At 38.3% G+C, this 22768-nt stretch carries 17 protein-coding genes and 1 pseudogene; 3 read left to right on the top strand and 15 right to left on the bottom strand.

What is annotated here, in order from left to right:
• The first annotated feature begins 35 nt into the window (after positions 1-35).
• Positions 36-1226: an HhoA/HhoB/HtrA family serine endopeptidase gene (locus O9332_RS01765; protein WP_288023411.1), complete on the top strand. Its 1191-nt coding sequence runs from the start codon at positions 36-38 to the stop codon at positions 1224-1226.
• Positions 1227-1302: 76 nt separating this feature from the next.
• Positions 1303-2451 (top strand): LPS export ABC transporter periplasmic protein LptC, encoded by a 1149-nt coding sequence (gene lptC / locus O9332_RS01760; protein ID WP_061432410.1) that lies wholly within the window; start codon positions 1303-1305, stop codon positions 2449-2451.
• Positions 2452-2461: 10 nt separating this feature from the next.
• Here lptC and O9332_RS01755 read toward each other — a convergent pair whose 3' ends face one another.
• The 6 genes from O9332_RS01755 to pyrE all read right to left on the bottom strand — a co-directional run bounded on the left by O9332_RS01755 (position 2462) and on the right by pyrE (position 6755).
• Positions 2462-2632: a hypothetical protein gene (locus tag O9332_RS01755; RefSeq protein ID WP_288023409.1), complete on the bottom strand. Its 171-nt coding sequence runs from the start codon at positions 2630-2632 to the stop codon at positions 2462-2464.
• A 40-nt stretch (positions 2633-2672) separates the two neighbouring features.
• Complete coding sequence (gene nuoK, locus O9332_RS01750; protein WP_197533180.1) at positions 2673-2978, bottom strand: NADH-quinone oxidoreductase subunit NuoK; 306 nt, start codon at positions 2976-2978, stop codon at positions 2673-2675.
• Positions 2979-3003: 25 nt separating this feature from the next.
• Positions 3004-3600: an NADH-quinone oxidoreductase subunit J gene (locus tag O9332_RS01745; protein ID WP_002762100.1), complete on the bottom strand. Its 597-nt coding sequence runs from the start codon at positions 3598-3600 to the stop codon at positions 3004-3006.
• A gap of 140 nt (positions 3601-3740) precedes the next feature.
• Entirely contained in the window at positions 3741-4313 is a 573-nt protein-coding gene (gene ndhI, locus O9332_RS01740; RefSeq protein WP_002733194.1) for an NAD(P)H-quinone oxidoreductase subunit I, read from the bottom strand.
• A gap of 42 nt (positions 4314-4355) precedes the next feature.
• Positions 4356-5474 (bottom strand): NADH-quinone oxidoreductase subunit NuoH, encoded by a 1119-nt coding sequence (nuoH, locus tag O9332_RS01735; protein ID WP_002762098.1) that lies wholly within the window; start codon positions 5472-5474, stop codon positions 4356-4358.
• Between the two features lie 591 nt (positions 5475-6065).
• Positions 6066-6755: an orotate phosphoribosyltransferase gene (gene pyrE / locus O9332_RS01730; protein ID WP_002762097.1), complete on the bottom strand. Its 690-nt coding sequence runs from the start codon at positions 6753-6755 to the stop codon at positions 6066-6068.
• A 53-nt stretch (positions 6756-6808) separates the two neighbouring features.
• Here pyrE and O9332_RS01725 point away from each other — a divergent pair, with 53 nt between their 5' ends.
• Positions 6809-7261 (top strand): hypothetical protein, encoded by a 453-nt coding sequence (locus O9332_RS01725; protein WP_002762096.1) that lies wholly within the window; start codon positions 6809-6811, stop codon positions 7259-7261.
• Positions 7262-7375: 114 nt separating this feature from the next.
• Here the strand turns inward: O9332_RS01725 and O9332_RS01720 are convergent, their stop codons facing one another.
• The 9 genes and pseudogenes from O9332_RS01720 to O9332_RS01675 form a co-directional block, all read right to left on the bottom strand.
• Positions 7376-9370: an ABC transporter ATP-binding protein/permease gene (locus tag O9332_RS01720; RefSeq protein WP_002762095.1), complete on the bottom strand. Its 1995-nt coding sequence runs from the start codon at positions 9368-9370 to the stop codon at positions 7376-7378.
• A 182-nt stretch (positions 9371-9552) separates the two neighbouring features.
• Positions 9553-10161, bottom strand: a pseudogene (locus O9332_RS28280) (acyltransferase).
• 97 nt (positions 10162-10258) lie between these two features.
• Positions 10259-14731, bottom strand: coding sequence for a non-ribosomal peptide synthetase family protein (locus O9332_RS01705; RefSeq protein ID WP_288121999.1), 4473 nt, complete (start codon positions 14729-14731; stop codon positions 10259-10261).
• An 80-nt stretch (positions 14732-14811) separates the two neighbouring features.
• On the bottom strand, positions 14812-15588 hold the full coding sequence (locus O9332_RS01700) for an SDR family NAD(P)-dependent oxidoreductase (protein ID WP_288023403.1): 777 nt from the start codon (positions 15586-15588) through the stop codon (positions 14812-14814).
• 60 nt (positions 15589-15648) lie between these two features.
• On the bottom strand, positions 15649-17385 hold the full coding sequence (locus O9332_RS01695; RefSeq protein WP_288023401.1) for a condensation domain-containing protein: 1737 nt from the start codon (positions 17383-17385) through the stop codon (positions 15649-15651).
• A 38-nt stretch (positions 17386-17423) separates the two neighbouring features.
• Positions 17424-20702: a non-ribosomal peptide synthetase gene (locus O9332_RS01690; protein WP_288023399.1), complete on the bottom strand. Its 3279-nt coding sequence runs from the start codon at positions 20700-20702 to the stop codon at positions 17424-17426.
• Between the two features lie 99 nt (positions 20703-20801).
• Positions 20802-21173, bottom strand: coding sequence for a capsular polysaccharide biosynthesis protein (locus tag O9332_RS01685; RefSeq protein ID WP_288023397.1), 372 nt, complete (start codon positions 21171-21173; stop codon positions 20802-20804).
• A gap of 40 nt (positions 21174-21213) precedes the next feature.
• Positions 21214-22014, bottom strand: coding sequence for an SDR family oxidoreductase (locus O9332_RS01680; protein WP_288023395.1), 801 nt, complete (start codon positions 22012-22014; stop codon positions 21214-21216).
• A gap of 48 nt (positions 22015-22062) precedes the next feature.
• Positions 22063-22689 (bottom strand): cupin domain-containing protein, encoded by a 627-nt coding sequence (locus tag O9332_RS01675; protein WP_002762084.1) that lies wholly within the window; start codon positions 22687-22689, stop codon positions 22063-22065.
• Positions 22690-22768: the final 79 nt, after the last annotated feature.

Here is a 22768-nt window from a genome sequence, read left to right as displayed (position 1 = left end):
ATTCTACCGCACACGACATTTTAGGGCTAGAGCTTATGGGTTTATTGACAAGATTGGGGATTTCACTGGGATTAATCGCCCTAGGTGGTACTGTGGGTGTGCTAGGAAATCAGTATTTAAGCAGAAAAGCGCCCCTAGAGGTAAATAAACCGCCGGCAATCCTCCCCGCTTCCCTCTCTCTCCCTGTTATTCCCCAAAACGACGGCAATGTTAATTTTATCGCCCAGGCCGTGCAGAAAGTCGGGCCGGCGGTGGTGCGGATTGACTCGGCCCGGGAAGTGGCCGACCAAATTCCCGAAGAATTTAAACAGCCCTTTTTTCGGCGCTTTTTTGGTAATGAAGTGCCGATTCCCAGGGAGCATTTGGAACGGGGAACCGGTTCTGGGTTTATTGTTAGTACAGATGGACTACTTTTGACTAATGCCCATGTGGTGGAAGGGACAACCCAAGTAAAAGTGACTCTGAAAAACGGTCAAACCTATCAGGGTAAAGTCCTGGGGGTTGACAATATGACCGATGTGGCCCTGGTGAAAATCGAGGCGAAAAATTTACCGACGGTGACTTTTGGCAAGGCCGAAACTTTAACCCCCGGAGAGTGGGCGATCGCAATTGGCAATCCCCTAGGCTTAGATAATACTGTTACGGTGGGCATTATTAGCGCCTTGGGCCGGACTAGCAGCGAAGTGGGGGTTCCCGATAAACGGGTTCGTTTTATCCAAACCGATGCCGCTATTAACCCCGGCAATTCCGGCGGCCCGTTGCTGAACGCCAAGGGGGAAGTTATCGGCATTAATACGGCAATTCGGGCCGATGCCCAGGGTTTAGGGTTTGCTATTCCCATCGAAACCGCCCAAAAAGTGGCGGGACAGCTATCTAGCAAGGGTAAAGCGGAACATCCCTACATCGGTATCCAGATGGTGACGCTAAACCCAGAATTACGGCAGCAATTGAACGAAACTAAAGAATTAAACTTTAATATTGACCAAAATGAAGGGGTAATCGTCCTGCGAGTGGTGGAAAATTCCCCCGCTCAAAAAGCCGGAATGCAAGCGGGTGATATCATCGAAACTGTGGCAGGAAACCCCGTTAAAACCGCTTCGGATGTGCAGCAAGGTGTAGAAACCAGTGCGATCGGTGGTAATCTGGAAATCGAGATTAACCGCAGGGGTAAACAACAAACTCTCACCGTTCAACCGGGGGTTTTTCCCAGCAAAACTAGCGATTAAACTACTTTCAACCGGTCAAGGGGCGACCCCTTACCCTAAACTGGGAGGAGAGAAAATAGCAGCGGAGCGATCGAAATTGAGGCAGCGGTTACAATTAAAACTATCAATTGGGCGCGGGGCTGCCCTTCTCATCGGTTTGCTGGGATTAACGGCCTGTCAACCTCCCGATCCGCCGAAAATTTCGCCGACAGAATCGCCTAAAATTGAAGAAACTGGCCGCTTAATTCTCAATAATGCCACCTTAGAACAGGCTAACCCTTCGGGACAACCCCTTTGGAAAATTCAAGTCAAAAAAGCTACCTACACCCAAGACCAAAAAATTGCCCGTCTGGAAAATATCAAGGGTAATATCTATCAAGATGGGAAAGTAGTTTTACAGGTTAGTGCTGACCGAGGGGAAGTTTACAAGGAAGGACAGGAAATTCTCCTCAAAGATAATATTGTGGCTGTAGATCCCCGCAATAAAGCCATTATTAACGCGCCTGAATTGCGTTGGCTACCTAAGGAGGGTATTTTAATCTCCTCCAAAGGGATCAAAGGTAGTCATCTACAACTAGAAGCCAAGGCCCGCCAAGGACGCTACGACACGCGCCAAGAAAAACTAGAATTACAAGGTCAAGTGGTGGCTACCGCCAAGGAATCTCGTGTCGTCCTGCAAACCGAGCGCCTGTACTGGGAAATTCCTCAACAGGTCATTAGTACCGATCAAAAAGTCGCTTTTGATCGCTATATTGATAAAACTATTATCGATCGCCTTACTGCTATCGGCGGTCGTTGGGAAAGAAAAAATAATCAGGTTATCCTGCAAGAAAACCTCGAATATCGCTCTTTAGAACCACCTTTACAGATTTCTGGTTCTCAGGCAATTTGGAACTATCAAAATCGTACCCTAACTTCCGATCGCCCCACGGAAATTTTTCAATATCAAGATCAAATCACTATTACTGGTAATCGTGTGGTGGTGGAATTAGGCAATCGTATCGCTTATCTCAAGGATGGGGTTAAGGGAATTAATCAGAAAACTGGGGCGCAATTGTATAGTCAGATTTTAACTTGGAAAATGTCGGAAAAAATTGTCGAGGCCGAGGGGAATATTATCTATGAACAACAGGAACCAAAATTTAATCTTACTGGCGATAAAGCGATCGGCACTTTAGAAGATAATAACATTGTTGTTACCAGTAGCTCCCCCGATCGAGTTGTTACTGAGATTTATCCTCGTTAACAGGGAAAAATTAACCAAAAAAAACTCTCCCCAAAAAAGGGAGAGAGGGGGGGGAAATATTTAGGGTTTGCTGAAAAAGTTTTTCGTGGGGACAGGGTGTGGGGTGTGGGGTGTGGGGTGTGGGGTTCACCCCAATGGTCGGCACTTTTTGAGGGAAAAAAAGTTTAAAAACCTTATCCAACAAGGTTTTTAGATTTATTCAGCAAACCCTATTTAAAACCTTACCATTTGAGCAGGTTAAACTGTTCCATATCGATCGTGTCGCGGTTACGATAGATAGTCAGGATAATCGCTAAACCCACGGCTGCCTCGGCTGCCGCTACGGTAATCACGAAAATAGTAAAAATTTGGCCTCGGATATTAGCGGGGTCAAGATAGTTGGAAAAACCCATTAAGTTAATGTTAACGGAATTGAGCATCAATTCGATCGACATTAAAACCCGGACGGCATTGCGACTGGTGACTAAACCATAAATTCCGATACAAAATAAAGCCGCCGCTAATAACAAATAATACTCTAACTGAATCTGCATGATACCTCTTTCTTTGGTCTTATTTAGGGGCGGTTAATTCTCTAGGTCGTTCGGGTAATGTTAAGGCTGTGGCCGTAGGTTCTTCAGCTTTCAGGGTGGGGATAAGGTCACGACGAGCTAAAATAATTGCTCCGACCATGGCCATTAATAATAGCACGGAAGCTAATTCAAAGGGTAGCAAGAAATCACTAAAGAAATGCTTACCGATTTCTACTAAAGTATTAGTCACTACTGCGGGAGAAGTGCTAGAAATTGACCAAGGCGTGATTAAAACCATGGTCGATAACAGGACAAATAAACCCACACAAACTAAAGCAGTAGATGCCCGACGAATCCAACGTTTAGGAATATCAGAAAAGTCCTCTTGCTTGTTAACAAGCATAATGGCAAAGAGAATTAAAACGTTAATTGCGCCCACATAAATTAGAATTTGTGCCGCCGCTACAAAATCAGCATTTAGTAAGAGATATAAACCGGAAATGCTGATAAAAACACCACCCAATAAAAAGGCGGAATAAACGATATTAGATAATAGTACCACGCCTAAAGCTGTCCCGATTACCAGGGCTGCTAAAATGCCAAAAGATACTATTTGAACGCCCTCGGCTAAATTCACAGTAGTTTCATCTCCTTTTATGCTTGAGAGTTATTAATTATTAGTTATCAGTGAGGGATTGGGTGATGGGGTGGTCACTGCGTGCGCGTTGCGGGGGGGATTGGGGAGAAAAAGCTGTCTCGGAGCCCCCTAACTGCTAATTAATCGGTAATTTCTTCTGGACGTTTACCGGCGCGTTGACTACCGGCGGGTAAATCGTGGGGTTCGATGACACCTTTAGGCAGATAACCTAATTCCCTCAGAGGTGTCACCATCGGGTCTTGGGTGACTTTGTAGGGTAAACGGCCTAGGGCGACGTTATCATAGTTTAATTCATGACGATCATAGGTCGCTAGTTCGTATTCTTCGGTCATCGATAGGCAATTAGTCGGACAGTATTCCACACAATTGCCGCAGAAAATACAGACCCCAAAATCGATACTGTAGTGTTTGAGTTCTTTCTTTTTAATTTCCTTGTTAAAAGTCCAATCCACTACCGGTAAATTAATCGGACAAACTCGCACACAAACTTCACAAGCGATACATTTATCGAACTCAAAGTGAATTCTACCCCGATAACGTTCCGAGGGAATTAACTTTTCGTAGGGATATTGGACGGTAATCGGACGACGACGCATATGATCAAAGGTAACGGATAAACCTTCGCCGATGTATTTCGCCGCTTGAATGCTACCTTTGGCGTAATCGCTGACTTGTTTGAGGATGTTAAACATGATGGTCAGAGGGGTAGTAGGTTAACAGGGCAAAAACGGGAATTAACCGCCAAAAGCAAAGGGAAAAGCTAGTTTTAGGGCGGCGGTAAGTAGTAGGTTAACTAAAGATACTGGTAGGAGGAATTTCCAGCCTAAATCGAGTAATTGGTCAATGCGAACCCGGGGTACGGTCCAACGCAAGAGAATAGCGATGAAGATGAGGAAATAGGCCTTTAATACTGTCATCGTAATCCCTAGGGAAGCGGTGATAATTTGTAGCCAAGGATTGGTTTCACTCACTCCCAACCAGCCGGCCAAAGCATTGACGGGGATAGGAAATTCCCAACCGCCAAGATAGAGGACGGCGAAAACTAGGGCCGACAGCACGAGGTTAACGTAGGAACCCACATAAAAGAGAGCGAATTTCATCCCCGCGTATTCGGTTTGATAACCGGCGACTAATTCCTCCTCCGCTTCCGGTAAATCGAAAGGCAGACGTTCACACTCAGCTAAAGCGGCAATCCAGAAAATCAGAAAACCCACCGGTTGGCGCCAGATATTCCAGCCTAAAATGCCATAACCGGATTGTTGTTCGACAATATCAATGGTACTGAGACTATTAGACATCATCGCGATCGCTAATACCGATAAAGCCAAAGGAATTTCATAACTAATCGATTGCGCCGCCGCCCGCAGGCCTCCCAGCAAGGAATACTTATTATTCGAGGCATAACCCGCCATTAATAAGCCAATGGGGGCAATACTGGACAAGGAAATCCATAAAAAGATACCTACGTTTAGGTCAGTAATCACCAGATTTTGACCGAAGGGGACGATGAGATAGGAGACAAACACCGGCATCACCACCAAAATCGGCCCGAAGAGGAATAACCAAGGGTCAGCCTTAGCGGGGACGACATCTTCTTTAAAGACTAATTTCAGACCGTCGGCGACCGGTTGTAAAACGCCCAAGGGGCCTGCGTATTCCGGCCCGATACGCTGTTGGACGGCGGCGGAAATTTTTCTTTCTAACCAGACGCAGACTAAAACCCCCACCGTGGCGGCTATAATCATCAGGAACATGGGTAAAGGCATCCAAATCGCTTTAGCCAGTCCTCCACTTAATCCCAGGTCTGTTAGGGATTTAATGAAACTTTCTTGTAAATCTATGCCTTGATTCATATTTGGCGATCGCTGTACTGTCGATAGTTCGGCATGGTCTGAAGATTTTTAAGCAAATCTTATAGCCTAGTATACAGTTAGTCGGTCTGAGGGTTATCAGTAAAGTGACAAAGGCTTCAACTCATTAGCAGCCAAGAGAGTCAAGCAATCTTGATTCCCCCGCCGAGAATAGGTATTAGTCAATAGTTAGACTCTGAATCTATCAATGTTCCCAGCTGTTTCTTAGCGCCGACAACCTCAGCTAGTGACCAATTATTCACAGGAAAAAAATCTAGATAACTTACCGTTTAGGCAGTTAAAGCAGCTCTCCAGTCCCTTGTGCGATAAGTTTTACCGACTGTTAAAACCCAGTTATCGAGCGTTTCTGGCCACTCCCCGCTATTTAGGGTAGGCTGAAAAAATCTAAAAACCTTGTTGGGTAAGACTTTTAGACTTTTTGTCAATCAAAAAGTACCAGGCATGGGAGTGATCAGGGGGAAAATTCCGGGACTTTTTCCCTGAAAATTAGGTAATTGGCCACCTCAAAACTGGTAAAACCCCACACCCCACACCCCACACCCTGCCACCAGGAAAAACTTTTTGCCGCAAACCCTATTTATTATGATAAGCCGCCTGTAGATCCCGAATCGAAAACAAAGCTTGAAACTTTATTCCCTGAGATTGGTAAAATTCCGCCCCTCCTTGCTCTCTATCCACCAAAGCAATGATTAAATCTACTTGATAACCGGCATCGCGTAATCTTTCTACCGCTACCATGGCACTTTTGCCCGTTGTCACCACGTCTTCGAGGACAACCACCGCGGCACCCGGGTTTAAAATCGGCCCCTCGATATAAGCCATGGTTCCGTGACCTTTTGCCTCTTTGCGGACAATTAAAGCTGGAATCGGACGATTTTCGTAGGCAGATACCACAATAACGGCGCTGACAATCGGATCCGCCCCTAGGGTTAATCCTGCCACCGCTTGGGTATCTGGAGGCAGTAGCGACAGCAATAAACGCCCCACGGCTAAAGCTCCCTCAGCAGTGAGGGTAACTTGTTTGCCGTTGATATAGTAGCTGCTTTTTTGTCCTGAAGACAGGGTGAAATCCCCCTCTCCATAGGCAAGACGGACAAGAGCATCGAGGAGAAATTGACGCAGGGAAGCAGTATCGAGATTCGCTACCGAGGAATTAGCCATATTTTCAGGATTGGGAGCCTGACTGACTCCAAAATTTCGGTTACAATTAAGCCAAAAGTCATTATATATTGACTCGATCGCTAGTATTGATTTCTTTCTCATCCCATTGACGCGATTTTTTAATTAACCCTATCCCTGTGAGGAGATTTTTAGCCATGCGCGCTCAATTTTTACTTCCTTCCCTGTTTTGTTTCACCGGTTTAGTCTGGTTGAGTCCGCCTAGCGCGATCGCCGAAAGTTCACCCGCCACCAATCCTGCACCGGTAAAAACCCAACAATTGCAACTTGTCCCCTCTCCCGATACGGCGGTGGGATTTAATAATATTCCCGGTTTGTTTAACCGCGCTGTTAATAACAATACGGGTCGTTTCTACGACTACACCAACATTTTAGGACAGTTCAACTCTCTTTTTGGTTGGCGTACTTTTCCCCAAGGTTCCTATTTCGATAATATGATTACCCGGGATGCCAAATTAACCGAAACTTTATACTATGATGTCATGCAACAGCAACAGTCTGGGCCTTTAATTCGCACCCAAGATTTACCCAATCCCTTCGATACTTCCCTACAGGAAAATCCCAGTTATTTAAGTCCTGGCGGCTTTTAATTCGCCAATTCAACTCGGAATTGGCGAACAATGTAATCGGTCGAGAATCTTCTTTGAAGGTTCCCGAACTGCGGCAAGATACCTTTTTAAGTTCAATCGAAGCTCCTTGAGAAGCTAAACTCTCACCCATTTGGCAATATCAAGGGTTTTGTCATAACGATAGCTCATGCCATCATTGGCAATAATCGTTTGACCTCGACTGGCTTTATTTTTGATCGTACTTAAGCTATAGTTGGTCAGTTTTTGCATTTCTTGATGGGTAAAATTGTCTTGATTGTTCATTTCAGAGACAATTTCTATCGTTTCATCAACGGTTTTGGCATTGTTAGAATGAGTTGCAATCGCTGCTGATGGATGATAGTCTTCCATTCTCATTAAACGCCAAGTAGAATCCTCGGAAAGTTCCAAAACCTTTTGATGGTAGTTAAACAAACTTTCTCGATGTCCGACACTAATAAAGGTCTTTCCAGTTTGTTGTAACTGTTTATATAAATGATCTTCATTTTTTAAATCTAAAGCACTGGTGGCTTCATCTAAAATCACAAAATCTGGCTGATTAACGAATAGTCGCGCAAAGGCTAGACGTTGTTGTTCTCCTAAGGATAAAATATTTTCCCAATCCACTTCCTCATCAAAATTTTTGATGCGATTAAGAACATCTTGCAGGTTAACTTCTTGTAAGATTTCTTTTAATTGGGATTCACTCATCTCCGTTGTCGTTTGAGGATAAATTAGCTGTTCACGCAAGTTTCCTAAAATGATATAAGGACGTTGGGGTAAAAATAATAAATCGTCGAGGGGAGGTCGCACCAAATGACCTGTCCCTGTATTCCATAACCCAGAAATAGCGCGTAAAAGAGAACTTTTTCCTCGACCACTTGGCCCAACAATTAATAAACCTTTCCCTGGTTCAACGGATAGGGATAAATGTTCGACAATCACTTTAGCGGCATCGGGAGTTTGTAAGGTGACATCATCAAAAGCTAGATTGTTATCTTCAATGACTTTAATGGTATTAACTGGGTTGGTTTGTTCGCTTACACCCTCTAAAGCTTGGTAAAACTCTTCTAAACGTTCAATATAATTAATAAACTCACCGGAGCGTCCAAATTCATCCACTAACACGGATAAGGCTGTGGAAAAGAAATAGCAACAATAGCTGGCTTGATTAACTTGTCCAAACTCAATTTCACCACTAATATATAATGGGGAAACAATTAAGAAGGGGAAGATTTGAACCATGGATTCATAGCCGCGGTTAAAAAATTCTTGGTTTCTTTCCCAATTAATTTTTTCAATTATAATTTTAATCACCTGATTGAACTTCCTTTGAATAATATTTAACTCTTTTTCTTCCCCTCTAAAAAATGCAATTGATTCGGCGTGAGTCCGAACATGAGTAATGGCGTATTTATAGGTTCCTTCGGTTTCTAATTGTTGTTTACTGACTTTATTTAATTGTTGAGTAATATAGGTAGCAAGAATATTTCCAATAATCGTATAAACCAGCAGCACTATAGAAATGGTTTTAGAAATTGACCAAAGGATGACAATAAAAACCAGCATCTCCATAACTTTTTCAACACAGGTTGTTAAAAAGTCCATCGTTGTTCTGGTGATGGGTTGAATTTCTTGGGATAAACGTTGATCTGGATTTTCAATATCTCCTTTAAAATTGATTTGATAATAAGCACGATTTTTAAAATATTTTTGCAAGATACTACTATTGATCCATTGATACCAATCCAGCGCAATTAGTTGTTTAAGAAACTTGGACAATCCTCCGAAAAACGTCATGCTGCCTAGGGTAATCCCATAAATAATGACAAGATGAGTTAATTTTTCTACATCCCTAGCTTCTGTGAAGGTAATTAAGTCTCTAAAAACAAAACTATTAAACGCATTAAGACCTACTAATCCCACTAATAATAAAAACAATAAAACGAGCATTCCCCAGGAACGAATAATCTGCGAAAAAGCTCTATCCTGGTGTTCTTTCGGATACCAATAAACTTGAATAAATCTTAAAAATTCTTGAAGAGATTGATTGAAAGTTCGGGTATCTTCTTTGAGATTTATACTATCTGAGGTTTTTTCTGCAACATTCATAGGATTCTCCTTGGGCTAAAATGGTGACATTATAACTTTGAATGTCTATCTCTTGAGTTAGACATTAATTCAGCATACCATAAAAATCTGCATTGTTATCAGAAATTCTATTACTACTATTTTCTAGATTTTTTACATATCAGTAATCAATATTAACCTATTGTTTAGGCATTGGAGCAGATTCATAATCGTTTGATAATTTTGGCAGGATTACCAGCAACAACAGTAAAAGGTTCTACATCTTGTGTCACCACCGAACCTGCTCCAATAATTGCTCCTTTCCCAATCGTAACCCTTTTAAGAATCGCAACATTAAATCCAATCCAAACATGATCTTCTATCACCACTGGTGCAGATTTTATATCAAGATATTTAGCATCCTTAATCAGATTATTTAAAATGACGACTTCCACAAATTATTTCTGTCTTAAAACATAATTTAATGAATGAGCATCGGTATCATAAATATTGACATCATCGGCAATTATAACTTCATTGCCAATTTTGATAGAATTTGCTGATCTAATTCCAGTTTTCTCACCAATATAACAATTTTTACCGATTTCTATTTTTCCATCATGGGTAAATAAAAACAATTCACCTAATATTATGGTATTTTCTCCGATAGTAATTAAACTTTTATCTACCCTATAATTTTCACACTTTCCGATAAATTTTACGGAACTGTGAACCGTGGCATTTTCGGAAAGTTGTTTACGTTTTTCGATTCGTTCTTGTTCTTCTAAGAATTTTGAAATTAATAAATATAATTTATGTTTTAAGTTAAACATAACATTTCCCTCTTAGAATTGATGCTCTGGATATTTTGAATCTGGGTATGAGATAAGCTGTGCAATTCAGCTTATGGAGTGTGATGAAATCGATCATTTATTGTGTTAAAAACCCAATTTTAGTAAAATATTCAAAATAAGTTTTTAACAATCTGTCATCAATTTTTGGAAAATTAAAGGCTGTACCCTTTAACCCCATTACCGTATTTTGAGCATCAAACTGGGGGGGATAACCTGCGGATAAATTTTCATCTGAAAAATTATCTAACACCGGAGATAAAGCATTATCTGTATTAATTTTACATTGTTCTGTTAAATGTGATCGCCATTTTTCAAAAGAAACCAACTGCAACGGATAACCCATTTCCCGAACACAATCAAATAAGTCACGATTTAAGGTTGGGTGAGAATTCAACAAATGAAATGCTTTCCCTAAAGAGCTTTCTTGACTGGCTAAATGTATAATTGCACCACTCACATAATCCACAGGAGTGAGGTCTTCTGTACTATCGCCAAAATCAGGAATCATTCCTAATTGAATACAGCCTTTAATCATACGACAAAACAAATCTTCTCTATTACAAATTCCAGTTTTACTATGTCCAATAATTCGAGATGCTCTGAAAATTGTCATCGGAAGTCCCCGTTTTCCAGCTTCCATGATTAATTTTTCAGCGACCCATTTACTTTGAGTATAACCGGCATTGAGTCCATGATTTATACCCAGGGGATCAGATTCTTGAATTAAGTTTCCTTGAGCATAACTGGGGGAAAAAACAGAAATCGTCGAGACAAAATGGACAGGTTTGGTTTTAATTAAGCAGGCTAATCTCAAGATTTCTGCTGTTCCTAAAACATTAGTGGGTTTCAGTATTGAATAGGGATAAATTGCATTAACCCAAGCTCCATTATGATAAATCACATCAATTTGATTGGCTAATTCCAGAAAATCAGGTTCACACATTCCTAAACGTTTTTGGGATAAATCACCAATAACAGGAATAATACGAGAGCTTTTCTGTTCATCCCATAATTGAAAGGTTTTTAATTTCTGGTAAATTTTCGCTTGAGCTTGTTCTAAACTTTTGTCTCGAATTAAACAATGAATATTAGCTTCTGTTTTGTCCAACAATTCAGCTAATAAATGAATTCCGAGAAAACCCGTAGCTCCTGTTAGCAAAATATCAGCAGGTTTCTGAGGAAAGAAAGTCAGAATATTCGGCGGTTGAATGGTGGGATCTAGGGCAATTTCGACTTGCCAATCTGGGATTTGATCACTCTCAATTGTATCAGATAAATTCAAGTCTAAATTAGAGGATAATCCTGCTACCGTCGGTTCTGAAAAAAGATTGTTTAAAGGAATATTAATAGCTAATTGTTCTCGCAGTCGAGAAATCACTTGGGCAGCTTTTAAAGAATGACCACCTAAGTCAAAGAAATTATCGAAAATACTAATTTGCTTTAACCCTAAAACATCTTGCCAAATCTCAGCAACAATTTTTTCCGTAGCTGTTCGGGGTGTAATCATCGTTTTTTGATACTGACTTTCGGTGGGTGCGGGTAAAGCGTTACGATCAATTTTCCCACTGCTCATTAAGGGCAATTCTTGAAGCTGTACAAAGAAAGCTGGAATCATATAATCTGGTAATTTCTGTTTAAGAAAACTCCGCAATTTTGCAGGATCAATGGATGGATATTTTGTCACAATATAAGCCACTAATTGTTTATTATTTGTTTGATCTTCTCGAACAATTACCGCCGTCGCTCGGACATCTGGGTATTCAGTTAATACGGCTTCAATTTCGCCAATTTCAATACGAAACCCTCGAATTTTAACTTGATTATCAATGCGTCCTAAAAACTCTATATTTCCATCGGGTAAATAACGAGCTAAATCTCCAGTTTTATAGAAACGTTGATATTCTGATGAATTAAAAGCATGAGTAATAAATTTTTCACGGGTTAAATCATCGCGATTGAGATAACCTTTGGCCAAACCTAAACCTCCAATTAACAGTTCTCCTGGTATTCCAATGGGGACTTGTTGCAAATAGCGATCACAAATATAAACCTGTGTATTTGTAATCGGTTTACCAATGGCAACAGAATGAATTTGAGCAATTTTATGAATGAAATTGGGATTAAAAACTGTGCTGGTTATCGTCGCTTCTGTCGGACCATAAGCATTCAACCAAGTGATATCTTCTCGTTGACTATTTGATAGTATTTTTTGCCATAATATTAATCGCTCTGGTAATACTTCTTCACTTCCTGTAATCACTAAGCGTAGGGTTTCAGGTAAGGTTATTAAAGTTTGAGATAAATCTAATACCCATTCATGCCAATAAGTAGCCGGAAGATTAATGACTGTTAAACACTTTTGCTGAATAAATTGAGTAAAATCAGCTAAAGAAGGGAACATTAATGCAGGACGCATAACTAAAGTTGCACCCGTTAAAAAAGTTGGATAAATTTCTTCAGCAGCTACATCAAAGGTAAAAGAAGCAAATTGTAAAATTCGATCACGACTTGTTAAATCATAGACTTTAATGATTCCTAAACTATGATTAACTAAACTTTGATGTTCAATCATAACCCCTTTAGGAGTGCCTGTTGAACCAGAGGTATAAATAATATAAGCTAAATTATTTGGCTGAATAGGGTTAACTAAATTGTTTTTGCTTTGACTAGCAATTGAGCTTTCTTCAGTATCCAGACAAACCACTTCTGCTTGATGATCACGGAATAAATTAACGAAGGTATTTTGAGTGATTAATACCGAGACTTGAGCATCATTTAAGATATAGTTTAAACGCTCTTGGGGATAATTGGGAGCTAGAACAAGATAAGTACCACCCACTTTAAGAATTGCCAAAAAACTGATAATAATAGATACAGATTGTTCTAAACAAATTCCCACTAACGATTCAACTTTAACCCCCTTAGATTGGAGATAATGAGCTAATTGATTGGCACGATGATTTAAGTCTTGATAGGTGATTTTTTCCCTGCACCATTCTATTGCGATCCCATTTGGATTTTTTAAAACTTGATGTTCAAATAATTCATGAATACAAACCTTTGGATTTTCAGCAATATTAGTCTGATTCCATTGAGCTAATAACTTTTGTTCTGATAAAGGTAAAATAGGTAATAATTCAATCGATTGTTCAGGATTAATGGCAATTCCTTCTAACAAGGTTTGAAAGTGGGTAATCATGCGTTCAATCGTGTCTTGATTAAACAACGCGCAATTATAATCAAAAGAGCCGACTAAACCCTCCGCCGTTTCTTGCATGGCTAAGGTTAAATCAAATTGAGCAATTAAAGCATTCATCGTAACGGGAGTTAATTTTAAATCCGCCATCGAAAAATGATTAATGTGCAGCATATCTTCCCAAGAAAACATCACTTGAAATAAAGGACTATAACTTATATTTCGTTCAGGATTTACCACTTCCACCACCTTTTCTAAGGGTAAATCTTGATGTTCATAAGCTTCTAAAAATGCTTGTTTAACTTGATTTAATAAAGCTTGAAATGAGAGATTTTCTTTAAACTGAGTCCGAATGGGTAAGGTATTAACAAAGCAACCAATTAAGGGTTCAATTTCAGGAAAATGTCGATTGCCACTGGGAATCCCAATCACAATATCTTCTTGACGGCTATAGCGATATAATAAAACATTAAACGCCGTTAACAGCGTCATATTCAAAGTAGCGGTTGACGTTTGGCTAATATTTTTCAGGTTTTGGCTTAATTCTGGACTTATTTTAAATGTACAATTATTGCCTTTAAACGTTTGTATGGGAGGACGAGGATGATCAGTGGGAATTTCTAATAAGGGTGGAATTCCGGTTAATTGTTGTTGCCAATAATTAACTTCCTGGGTGAGTTTATCTCCTTGTAACTGTTGTCTTTGCCAAACGGCAAAATCACCATATTGAATAGGTAAATCGGGTAAAGGATTAGATTGTTTTTGTAAAAAAGCTTCATATAAATGAGAAAGTTCTTGTAGTAAAACTTTCATTGACCAGCCATCAAAAATAGAATGGTGTAAACTCAAAAATAAAAGATAAGAGTCAGCTTTTAATTTAACCAAAAAAGTCCGCATTAAAGGAGCTTGGGTTAAGTCAAAGGGAGTATAAATTTCTTGTTCAGTTAATCGCTCTAATTCTTGAGTTTGTTCCCTAGAAGATAAGGACTGTAAATCCACTAAAGGCAAATTTAACTGAATTTTCGGTTTAATAATTTGTCGGGGAATTTCGTCAACTTCTTGAAAACAAGTTCGCAACAATTCATGACGTTGCATAATAGTTTCTAAAGCTTTTCTAAAGATATCAATATCCAAATTCCCTTCAATTTGAAAGCGAAACGCCATATTATAGGTATAGCCGTTAGCTTCTAATTGGTACAAAAACCAAAGTCGTTCTTGAGAAAAAGAAAGCGGTACAAGTTGAGATGGATTCCTAGAAGGTATCGTATTTGTTTTTACACCGATTCCTTTTTTTTGTAGTAACAGCTTGAGTAATTTCTGTTTGTCTTGAGAGTTATGGTTCATTTTTGACATGGGTTAAATAGGATTAATTCAGTGATTTTAGGTTGGTTTGATCGATATAAATCAACCTAAAAATTGTTTAATTATTGATGCTAAATAGCAGTATAACCTCCATCTACCATTAAAATTGCTCCAGTTACATAAGAGGAAGCTGCGGACGCTAAAAACACGACAGGGCCAATTAACTCTTCTAAATCTCCGGTTCGTTTCATGGGAATTCTAGTATATAATTCGTCCATTTCATCGGAAGTTGAACGTAAACCTTCTGTTCCTTCCATCATATTATTCATATACCCCGGTGCAAAAGCATTGACTCGAATTTTGTGACTAGCTAATTCGACCGCTAGGGATTTTACTAATTGATTGACACCACCTTTTGCGGCGCTATATGCTCCTGAAGATTTGGGAACAGCAACGAAAGCACAGATAGAAGAATTCATAATAATTGATCCCTTTGTTCCTTGTTTGATCATTTGTTTGGTTGCTAGTTGAGCGCAATTAAAATAACCTTTTAAGTCAACATTAATAACCTGATCCCATTCAAATTCCTCTAATTCATCAGTGTTTTTGAGAATTTCAACTCCTGCATTACAGACCATAATATCGAGTTGACCATAATTAGCAACCGCCTGGTTAATTAAATTCTGACAAGCTTGACGTTGACGAACATCGGTCTCAATTGCGATGGCCTCGCCTCCTGCTTCTTGAATCAGTTGAACCGTTTGTTCAGCACCAACTTGATTAATATCACCAATTACTACCTTAGCTCCAGCTTGTGCTAATCCTTGCGCTAATACCCGACCAATTCCTCGGGCAGCACCCGTGATAATTGCAACTTTACCTGTTAAATCAAAGAGATGATTTGTCATTTTTTTCTGTATTTTTTTTGTAATTATACCATTTTTAAAGCTAGGGAAATACGCTTAAACTCATTTATTTTTAAAGGTTGTGATTAGACGTGCTACAGTGAGATTTTCAAAAAAATCACGCAAAGTACAATTAATTTTAAGAATTTTACCGATTTTATCAATTACCTGAATAACTTTTTGAGAATCCCCCCCAAGGTCAAAAAAGTTATCATTAACACTAATTTCTTCTAATTCTAAAACTTCTTGCCAGATATTGACCATGGTTTCTCTAGTTAGATTATGGGGTAAGTCATTAGATTTAATTTCATTGATTGATAAAGACAAGGGGGAAGTATTGTCTGAGAAAGAGACGGATTCAGAGAAAGGACATAGATCAGAAATGGTTTTATTAGGATCAGTGACAATATTCTTCAATAACTGCTGAAAATATTGTCCCATTTGAGTAATAGTTTCAGCCGTAAATAAATCAGCTTTGTACACGAAAGCACCTCTCATACCTTGCTCAGTTTCTTCAAGGGATATAGTTAAATCATTTTCGGCACTATGGGGTTCTATATCCATTTTTAATAACTCGTCTGTGACTGTCAGATTGATGAATTTTAAATCTTGTTTAGGAGCATTCTGGAAAAGGAAAATGACTTGATGAAACAAAGCATATTGAGTATCCCTAATGGGTTTTAATTTTTCCACTAACGTGATAAAAGGAATTTCTTGATAAGCATCAAACTCTAAACTCATCTCTTTTACTTGATGCAGCAAGTCTCGAAAATTGGCTTGACCTTCTACATGAGTATATAAGGGGAGAAACTGAACCATAAGTCCGATTAAATCTTGTGTTTCGGGTTGGTTACGATTAGCCGCAACTCCACCAATAATAATTTCTGTCTGTTGTGTATAGTAAAAGAGTAATATTTTTAAGGCGGCTAATAAAGTCATATATAAAGTCGCTTTTTCTTGATGACTTAATGACTTTAATTCGTCTGTTAAGTTTTGGAAAATAAGGAAATGATGAATAGCTGCTTCAACAGGTTGAGCCGTTGTGCGTGGGTAATCAGTAGGAAGTTTTAAAATGGGTGGGTTAATCCCTATATGTTTCTTCCAAAAATTCAGATGAGATTGCCATGAATTATCTTTTATTGATTGCCATTGCCACAGAGAAAAGTTACCATATTGAATCGGTAATTCAGGCAAAGGTGAAGGTTTATTCAGACAAAAAGCTTCATAAAGAATGCCTAGCTCTTTAGTCAAAATATTCAAAGACCAACCATCAGCAATAATATGATGGATTGTCATAATTAACAGATAGTTATTTTCAGCAAATTTTATAATTTTACTGCGAAATAATGAATCTTTTTCTAAATCAAAAGATCGGTTAATTTCTGCTGATAACAATCTTTTGGTTTCTTTTTTTTGCTCCAGTTCACTAAGTCTTTGTAGGTCAAGAATTGAAAAATCAAAAACTGGATCATCTGTAATTTTTTGGAACACTTTTCCATCTATACAAGTAAAAGTTGTCCGCAAACTTTCATGACGTTTGACAATTTCTCTTAAGCTTTCCTCTAGTGCAGGAACATTAAGCAAGCCTTCAATGCGATAAATACAAGGCAAGTTATAAATACAATTTTCTGGATAAAATTGAGCAAAAAACCAAAGTTCTAACTGAGTTAAAGAGATAGGAATTAATTCAGAGTTGGATGATTGGCGTTTAGGTATAGTATTTACTTTTTTAAAACTAATACCTTTTTTTTGAAGCAGGAGCTTGAGTAATTTTTGTTGATCTTGAGAGTTGTTTTTCATTTGTAATTAATAATTCAGAAGTGGTTGACTTATTTTTTTTAGTTTTGAGATAATAAAGCTTGAACTTCTTCTGGTGAAAGTCTAGAAATTTCTTGAACCGTTACGGCAATTTCATTTAGTAACCCTTCATTCCCCACTAATTCAATCATGACTGGAGTTAATTGGCTGATGGTTGAGTGATTAAAAAGTTGACGCACAGAAACTTCAATTTTTAAGGTTTGACGGATTTTACTAATCAGTTGAATTGCTTTTAAAGAATGCCCACCTAACAGAAAGAAATCGTCTTCAATCCCAACTCGTTCGACTTCTAAAATTTCTGCCCAAATTACCGCTAAAACTTCTTCAATTGCAGTTCGAGGAGCGACATAATTTTGAGTTAACGATAAGGGGTTTTTATCGGGTATTGGTAAGACTTTTCGATCAACTTTACCGTTAGGACTGAGTTGAAAAGATTCCATCACCACAAAAGCAGAGGGAATCATATAATCGGGTAGCCAGTTTTCAAGGAAATGACGTAATTCAACTTGGTTTACGGTTTCACCTGGACGGGGAATAAAATAAGCGGCTAAATATTTTTCTCTGGCGGTTTCTCCCTGAACTGTAGCAATGGCTTGGGCAATTTGAGGATGTTGATTTAAAATAGTTTCTACTTCCCCTAATTCAATTCTATAACCTCTAACTTTGACCACATCATCAATTCTTCCTAAATATTCAATGTCTCCATTGGGTAAATAACGAGCTAAATCTCCAGTTTTATACAGCAATGAATTATCGCTAAAGGGATTAGCAATAAATTTTTCTTTGGTTAATTGGGGATTGTTGAAATAACCCCGCGCTAAACCGCCACCCGCAACATATAACTCGCCAGTGACTCCGATGGGTACAGGTTGAAGATGAGAATTTAAAATATAAACTTGCACATTAATCGCGGGTTTACCAATGGGAATATACTTCGGCCAAAGCTCAGGATTAGGGTCAAAGGTATAACTGGTAACGATATCCGCTTCTGTGGGTCCATAAAAATTGTAAAGCGTACAATGTTCGAGTTTCTTGAATGCAGAAATCATCGCTGGGGTAATTTGTAATTGCTCTCCAGCTGAAATAATTTCACGCAAGTTAGCAAATAAGTAGGTTTCCTCACTATAGGTTTCAATTAATTGTTGTAACAAAGTAACGGGCAAAATCGCTTTATGAATGGGGTTATTTGCCAATAATTGACTTATTTTAGCAAGGTCTAAGCGGGCATCTTCTGGAACAATAAATAAGCTTCCCCCTAAACACCAGGCTGCAAACATTTCGTGATAGCTAACATCGAAATTGAAGGGAGCAAATTGTAAGAAATTTCTCTCCGGTGACATTTTCGCCTGATGATGCTCAATAATATTCGTTAAGGATTGATGCAGGATCATAATCCCTTTTGGCACACCCGTAGATCCTGAACTATAAATAATATAGGCCAAATCCTTTAAACTCACGGGGTTGTCAAGATTAGTCTTGGGTTCTAAGGCAATTTCTGACCCTTGTTCATCCAATAAAATCCGTTGAGAAATGGTTTCACTGTTTAAAAGAGATTGACAATCTTTTTGGGTTAATAAGGTTTTGATTTGGGTGTCTTGCAGGATGTAAGAAAGTCTTTCTTGAGGATAGGTTGGGTCTAGAGGAACACAAACACCGCCTACTTTTAACACTGCTAAAACGGCAATTACCATATTAACAGACCGTTCTAAACAAATCCCGACCAAAGATTGAGAACTCACCCCAATTTTTCGTAAATAATGAGCCAGTTGATTGGCAGACTCATTGAGTTCTTGATAGGTTAATTCTTGCTCTTGAAAAACAACGGCAATGGCTGAAGGGGTTTTGAGGGTTTGTTGTTCAAATAATTCATGAACGCACTGTTTTAGGAGTTTTTCGGGTGCAGTTTGATTCCATTCAATTAATAATAATTGACGTTCAGCTTCCGTTAATACAGGTAAGTCTTGAATCCGACGATGGGGATTAATAGCGATTCCTTCTAATAAGGTTTTAAAATGACCTAATATCCTTTCAATGGTGTCATTTTCAAATCGTTCTTGAGGATAAATAATTTTAATACTTAAGGCTTCTCCAGGGGTGACAATAACCGTTAAGGGATAATCAGCATTGCCATAATCTTGCATTTCACCGACTTGTAAACCGCCTAAATTATCACTATCATTTTCGCTAAAGGGTAAATTTTCAAAGACAACAAAACTTTCAAAAACTGAATGAGGGGACGGAATTTCACTCCATTTTTGAATATCAATTAAAGAACTATAACTATATTGCTCTCGTTCTAAATGCTCTTGTTGTAATTGTTGAAACCAAGTTAATAATTCAAGTTGAGGCTCAATTTTGATGCGAACGGGTAAGGTATTTAAAAACATCCCTACCATCGATTCAATTCCTGTAAAATTGGGCGGTCGTCCCGAAACGGTTGCCCCAAATACAATATCAGATTCACTACTATAATGATGTAATAATAAAGCCCAAGCTCCTTGAATTAGGGTAGAAAGAGTAAGGCGATATTCTTGGGCGAGTAATTTCAGACGACTGGTAATTTCTGGAGAAAGTTTTAATTTTTGATCAAGATAATTTTTACTTTGAGTAACAAGAGGATTTAACGGTTTATCAACGACTAATGGAGTTGGAGAGGTAAAACCTTGAAGATTTTTTCGCCAAAATCGTTCGGCTTCAGTTTGATCTTGCTGTTGTAGCCAATTAATATAGTCTTGATAAGGGCGGGGTGTGGGTAAATTGACGGGTCGATAGTTGATGAGTCCAGCGTAAAACTCGAAAACTTCTTTCAACAGAATTGCTGTTGCCCAACCATCTAATAAAATATGATGTCCAGTATGGATAAATTCATATTTTTGATCTTCGACTTGAATTAAATGACATCGAAGTAAGGGGACTTTATCTAATTCAAAATATTGCTCTTTATCAGAGGTTAATAATTCCTGAAATTTAGTTTCTTGTTCGGCGGGAGAATGTGATCGCCAATCCTGATTAAACCAAGGCAAAGTGACATTTTTTCTAACCACTTGTAAAGGCTGTTTGGTTTTTTTCCAAGCAAAACAAGTCCGTAAAATACTATGTCTATCTACTACTTTTTGCCAAGCTTGTTGGAACGCACTAATATCTAAATTGCCTTGCAAGGTGATTTGAATTTGTGATAAATACGTCTTTGATTCTGGATTATATAAAGAATGAAATAGCATCCCCTGCTGCATGGGAGAAAGGGGATAAATGGATTCAATATCTTTTTTACTAACCCTAGATTGTTGAGTTGTGACCATTGTTTTTCCCAATAGATTAAATAAAAATGTGCGTGAGTTTCTTCAATCAAACTTAGAACGAATTACCTTTAAGGCTCTTCTAGGTTCTGTGTGATAAGTTTAACTTACAATATGATTGATCGATCTTTGTGTCCTCTGTGTCTCTGTGGTTCTTTCCACCCCCTCGCTAGTAGGATTAATTTTATCCCAAATTTTGGCAACAATTTCTGGATTTAAATTATGAACATGATACACCGCTTTTTCTGGAAAAGTTTTTTTAATAGCAAGATAAGGATTAGCAGAACCAACTTTACCCATTTGATCAACTAGGATCACCGAAGGTTGTTGAAGCTCCTGTTTAAATTTGCGTTGCAGCCTGCAAATATTAAATTTATTAATAATACTGGAAAAAATGGGAAAGTTACGAGTATCTTTAGTCGGATAATAGGGAACAAATTTGTCTAACATTTGAGATTTACATTGGCTATTCATGACCCTTGTGGTTGTTGATTTTTACTTGATGGATATAAATTTAAAATGCTGACGAGGATAAACCACCATCGATGGGAATAGTAATTCCCGTTATATAACTCGCACATTCTGAAGCTAAAAATACAACGAGATTAGCAAATTCTTCAGTCGTACCAATTCGATTCATGGGAATTGTTTTTAGAATTCCTTCTCGGATTAAATCTGGGGTTGTTCCTTGCTTTTTGGCATAAATTTCTAAATATTCTCGATGTCTAGGGGTATCAATAACGCCGGGGTTAACACTATTAATTAAAACATTATAGGGGGCGGTTTGTCTAGCTACTGATTTGGTAAAATTCATTAAAGCTGCATTGACAACACCCGATTTAACTAAACGAGGAGATGGCTCTTTTCCCGATGTCCCAATGATATTAACAATTCTTCCCCAATGTTGTTTTTTCATAATCGGTAACACTAAATTGGTTAAGCGAATATAACCCATTAATTTTCCTTGAAAAACGTTTAACCAATCTTCATCGGAAAGGTTTTCAATTAAATTTTCAGCAAAGTTAGCTCCTTCAGAATTATTGACTAAAATGTCAATTTTGCCGTATTGATTTAAAGAGTCTTGTATTAATTGTTCAGAATCTTGAGCTTGATGGACATCAGCCACTAAACGCAGAATTTGTTGGGAAGGATAAGCTTGAACCAGAGATTGATAAGCTTGTTCTAAGCGTTGGGAATTGCGACCACAAATAATTAAGTGACAGCCTTCTTCTGCTAATTTTTCAGCAATGGTAAACCCAATTCCCGCACTACTTCCCGTAATCAAAGCCACTTTATCTTTTAATCCTAAATCCATAAACTTTGTCCTAGCATTTTGTGGTTAAACTTAAAATTTTAAAACAAACTAAATTAAAATTTTAATCAAATTAATATCTTGATTCGATGAATTATATCCCTTTTTTAAAACTTTTGAAGGAGCATAATAAATTTGACCATATTCTAAACACTGTTCTTCATTTTCTATAAAAATTTCTAATTGTCCATTTAAAATAAATCCGATTTCTTCTTGCTGACCTTGATGTGGGGGAATGGAATAACTAGACGGGATTTTCATCATCACGATTTCAAACCAAGAACCCTTAACCGATTGACAAGGTAAATGAGTGATTTTATCTTGGTTGTTTGATAGGGTTAATACAACGTCTTCTGAAGGTAAAGAAGAGGTAATCCGTTTAAGATCAAATCCAATCATCGCTTCGGACAAAGGATTAACAAAACCATGAGAAACATTAGCATCGGCGACATGAATATCTTGTAAAGCTCTCAAGGGTTTAATCACATCTTTAATATACAGTTCCAGTTCTCCTGAGAGTACCATGCCAATTTGACTTTCAGGATGTTGGTGGGATTCAAGTTTAGCATTAGGAGCTACAGCGGATAATTGAAAAATGGTATTTTGGCATTGAAAAACCTCTAATTCTACATGAGGATTGAGTTTAATAGGCTTGGGAATTGGGAAAAATTTAGACATGATTTTAGGGGACAAGTTCAAAATGAAATTGAAATTTAAACTCTCAATTATTTTTCTGTGATGAAGGCAACTATTTTCA

It is taken from the genome of Microcystis sp. LE19-10.1B (genome assembly GCF_027530565.1).
GTDB classification, from domain to species: domain Bacteria; phylum Cyanobacteriota; class Cyanobacteriia; order Cyanobacteriales; family Microcystaceae; genus Microcystis; species Microcystis aeruginosa.
Note: the sequence above shows the minus strand (reverse complement) of the source record. Positions and strands in the feature narration are given on the sequence as shown.

What these genes read in the sequence shown, in the direction of transcription:
- O9332_RS01700 (WP_288023403.1), bottom strand. Translation starts at nt 15,588, where the DNA reads ATGACAAATCATCTCTTTGATTTAACAGGTAAAGTTGCAATTATCACG.
- O9332_RS01685 (WP_288023397.1), bottom strand. Translation starts at nt 21,173, where the DNA reads ATGAATAGCCAATGTAAATCTCAAATGTTAGACAAATTTGTTCCCTAT.
- O9332_RS01680 (WP_288023395.1), bottom strand. Translation starts at nt 22,014, where the DNA reads ATGGATTTAGGATTAAAAGATAAAGTGGCTTTGATTACGGGAAGTAGT.
- nuoH (WP_002762098.1), bottom strand. Translation starts at nt 5,474, where the DNA reads ATGAATCAAGGCATAGATTTACAAGAAAGTTTCATTAAATCCCTAACA.
- O9332_RS01765 (WP_288023411.1), top strand. Translation starts at nt 36, where the DNA reads ATGGGTTTATTGACAAGATTGGGGATTTCACTGGGATTAATCGCCCTA.
- O9332_RS01720 (WP_002762095.1), bottom strand. Translation starts at nt 9,370, where the DNA reads ATGAATGTTGCAGAAAAAACCTCAGATAGTATAAATCTCAAAGAAGAT.
- O9332_RS01690 (WP_288023399.1), bottom strand. Translation starts at nt 20,702, where the DNA reads ATGGTCACAACTCAACAATCTAGGGTTAGTAAAAAAGATATTGAATCC.
- pyrE (WP_002762097.1), bottom strand. Translation starts at nt 6,755, where the DNA reads ATGAGAAAGAAATCAATACTAGCGATCGAGTCAATATATAATGACTTT.
- O9332_RS01695 (WP_288023401.1), bottom strand. Translation starts at nt 17,385, where the DNA reads ATGAAAAACAACTCTCAAGATCAACAAAAATTACTCAAGCTCCTGCTT.
- O9332_RS01705 (WP_288121999.1), bottom strand. Translation starts at nt 14,731, where the DNA reads ATGTCAAAAATGAACCATAACTCTCAAGACAAACAGAAATTACTCAAG.
- O9332_RS01725 (WP_002762096.1), top strand. Translation starts at nt 6,809, where the DNA reads ATGCGCGCTCAATTTTTACTTCCTTCCCTGTTTTGTTTCACCGGTTTA.
- O9332_RS01675 (WP_002762084.1), bottom strand. Translation starts at nt 22,689, where the DNA reads ATGTCTAAATTTTTCCCAATTCCCAAGCCTATTAAACTCAATCCTCAT.
- ndhI (WP_002733194.1), bottom strand. Translation starts at nt 4,313, where the DNA reads ATGTTTAACATCCTCAAACAAGTCAGCGATTACGCCAAAGGTAGCATT.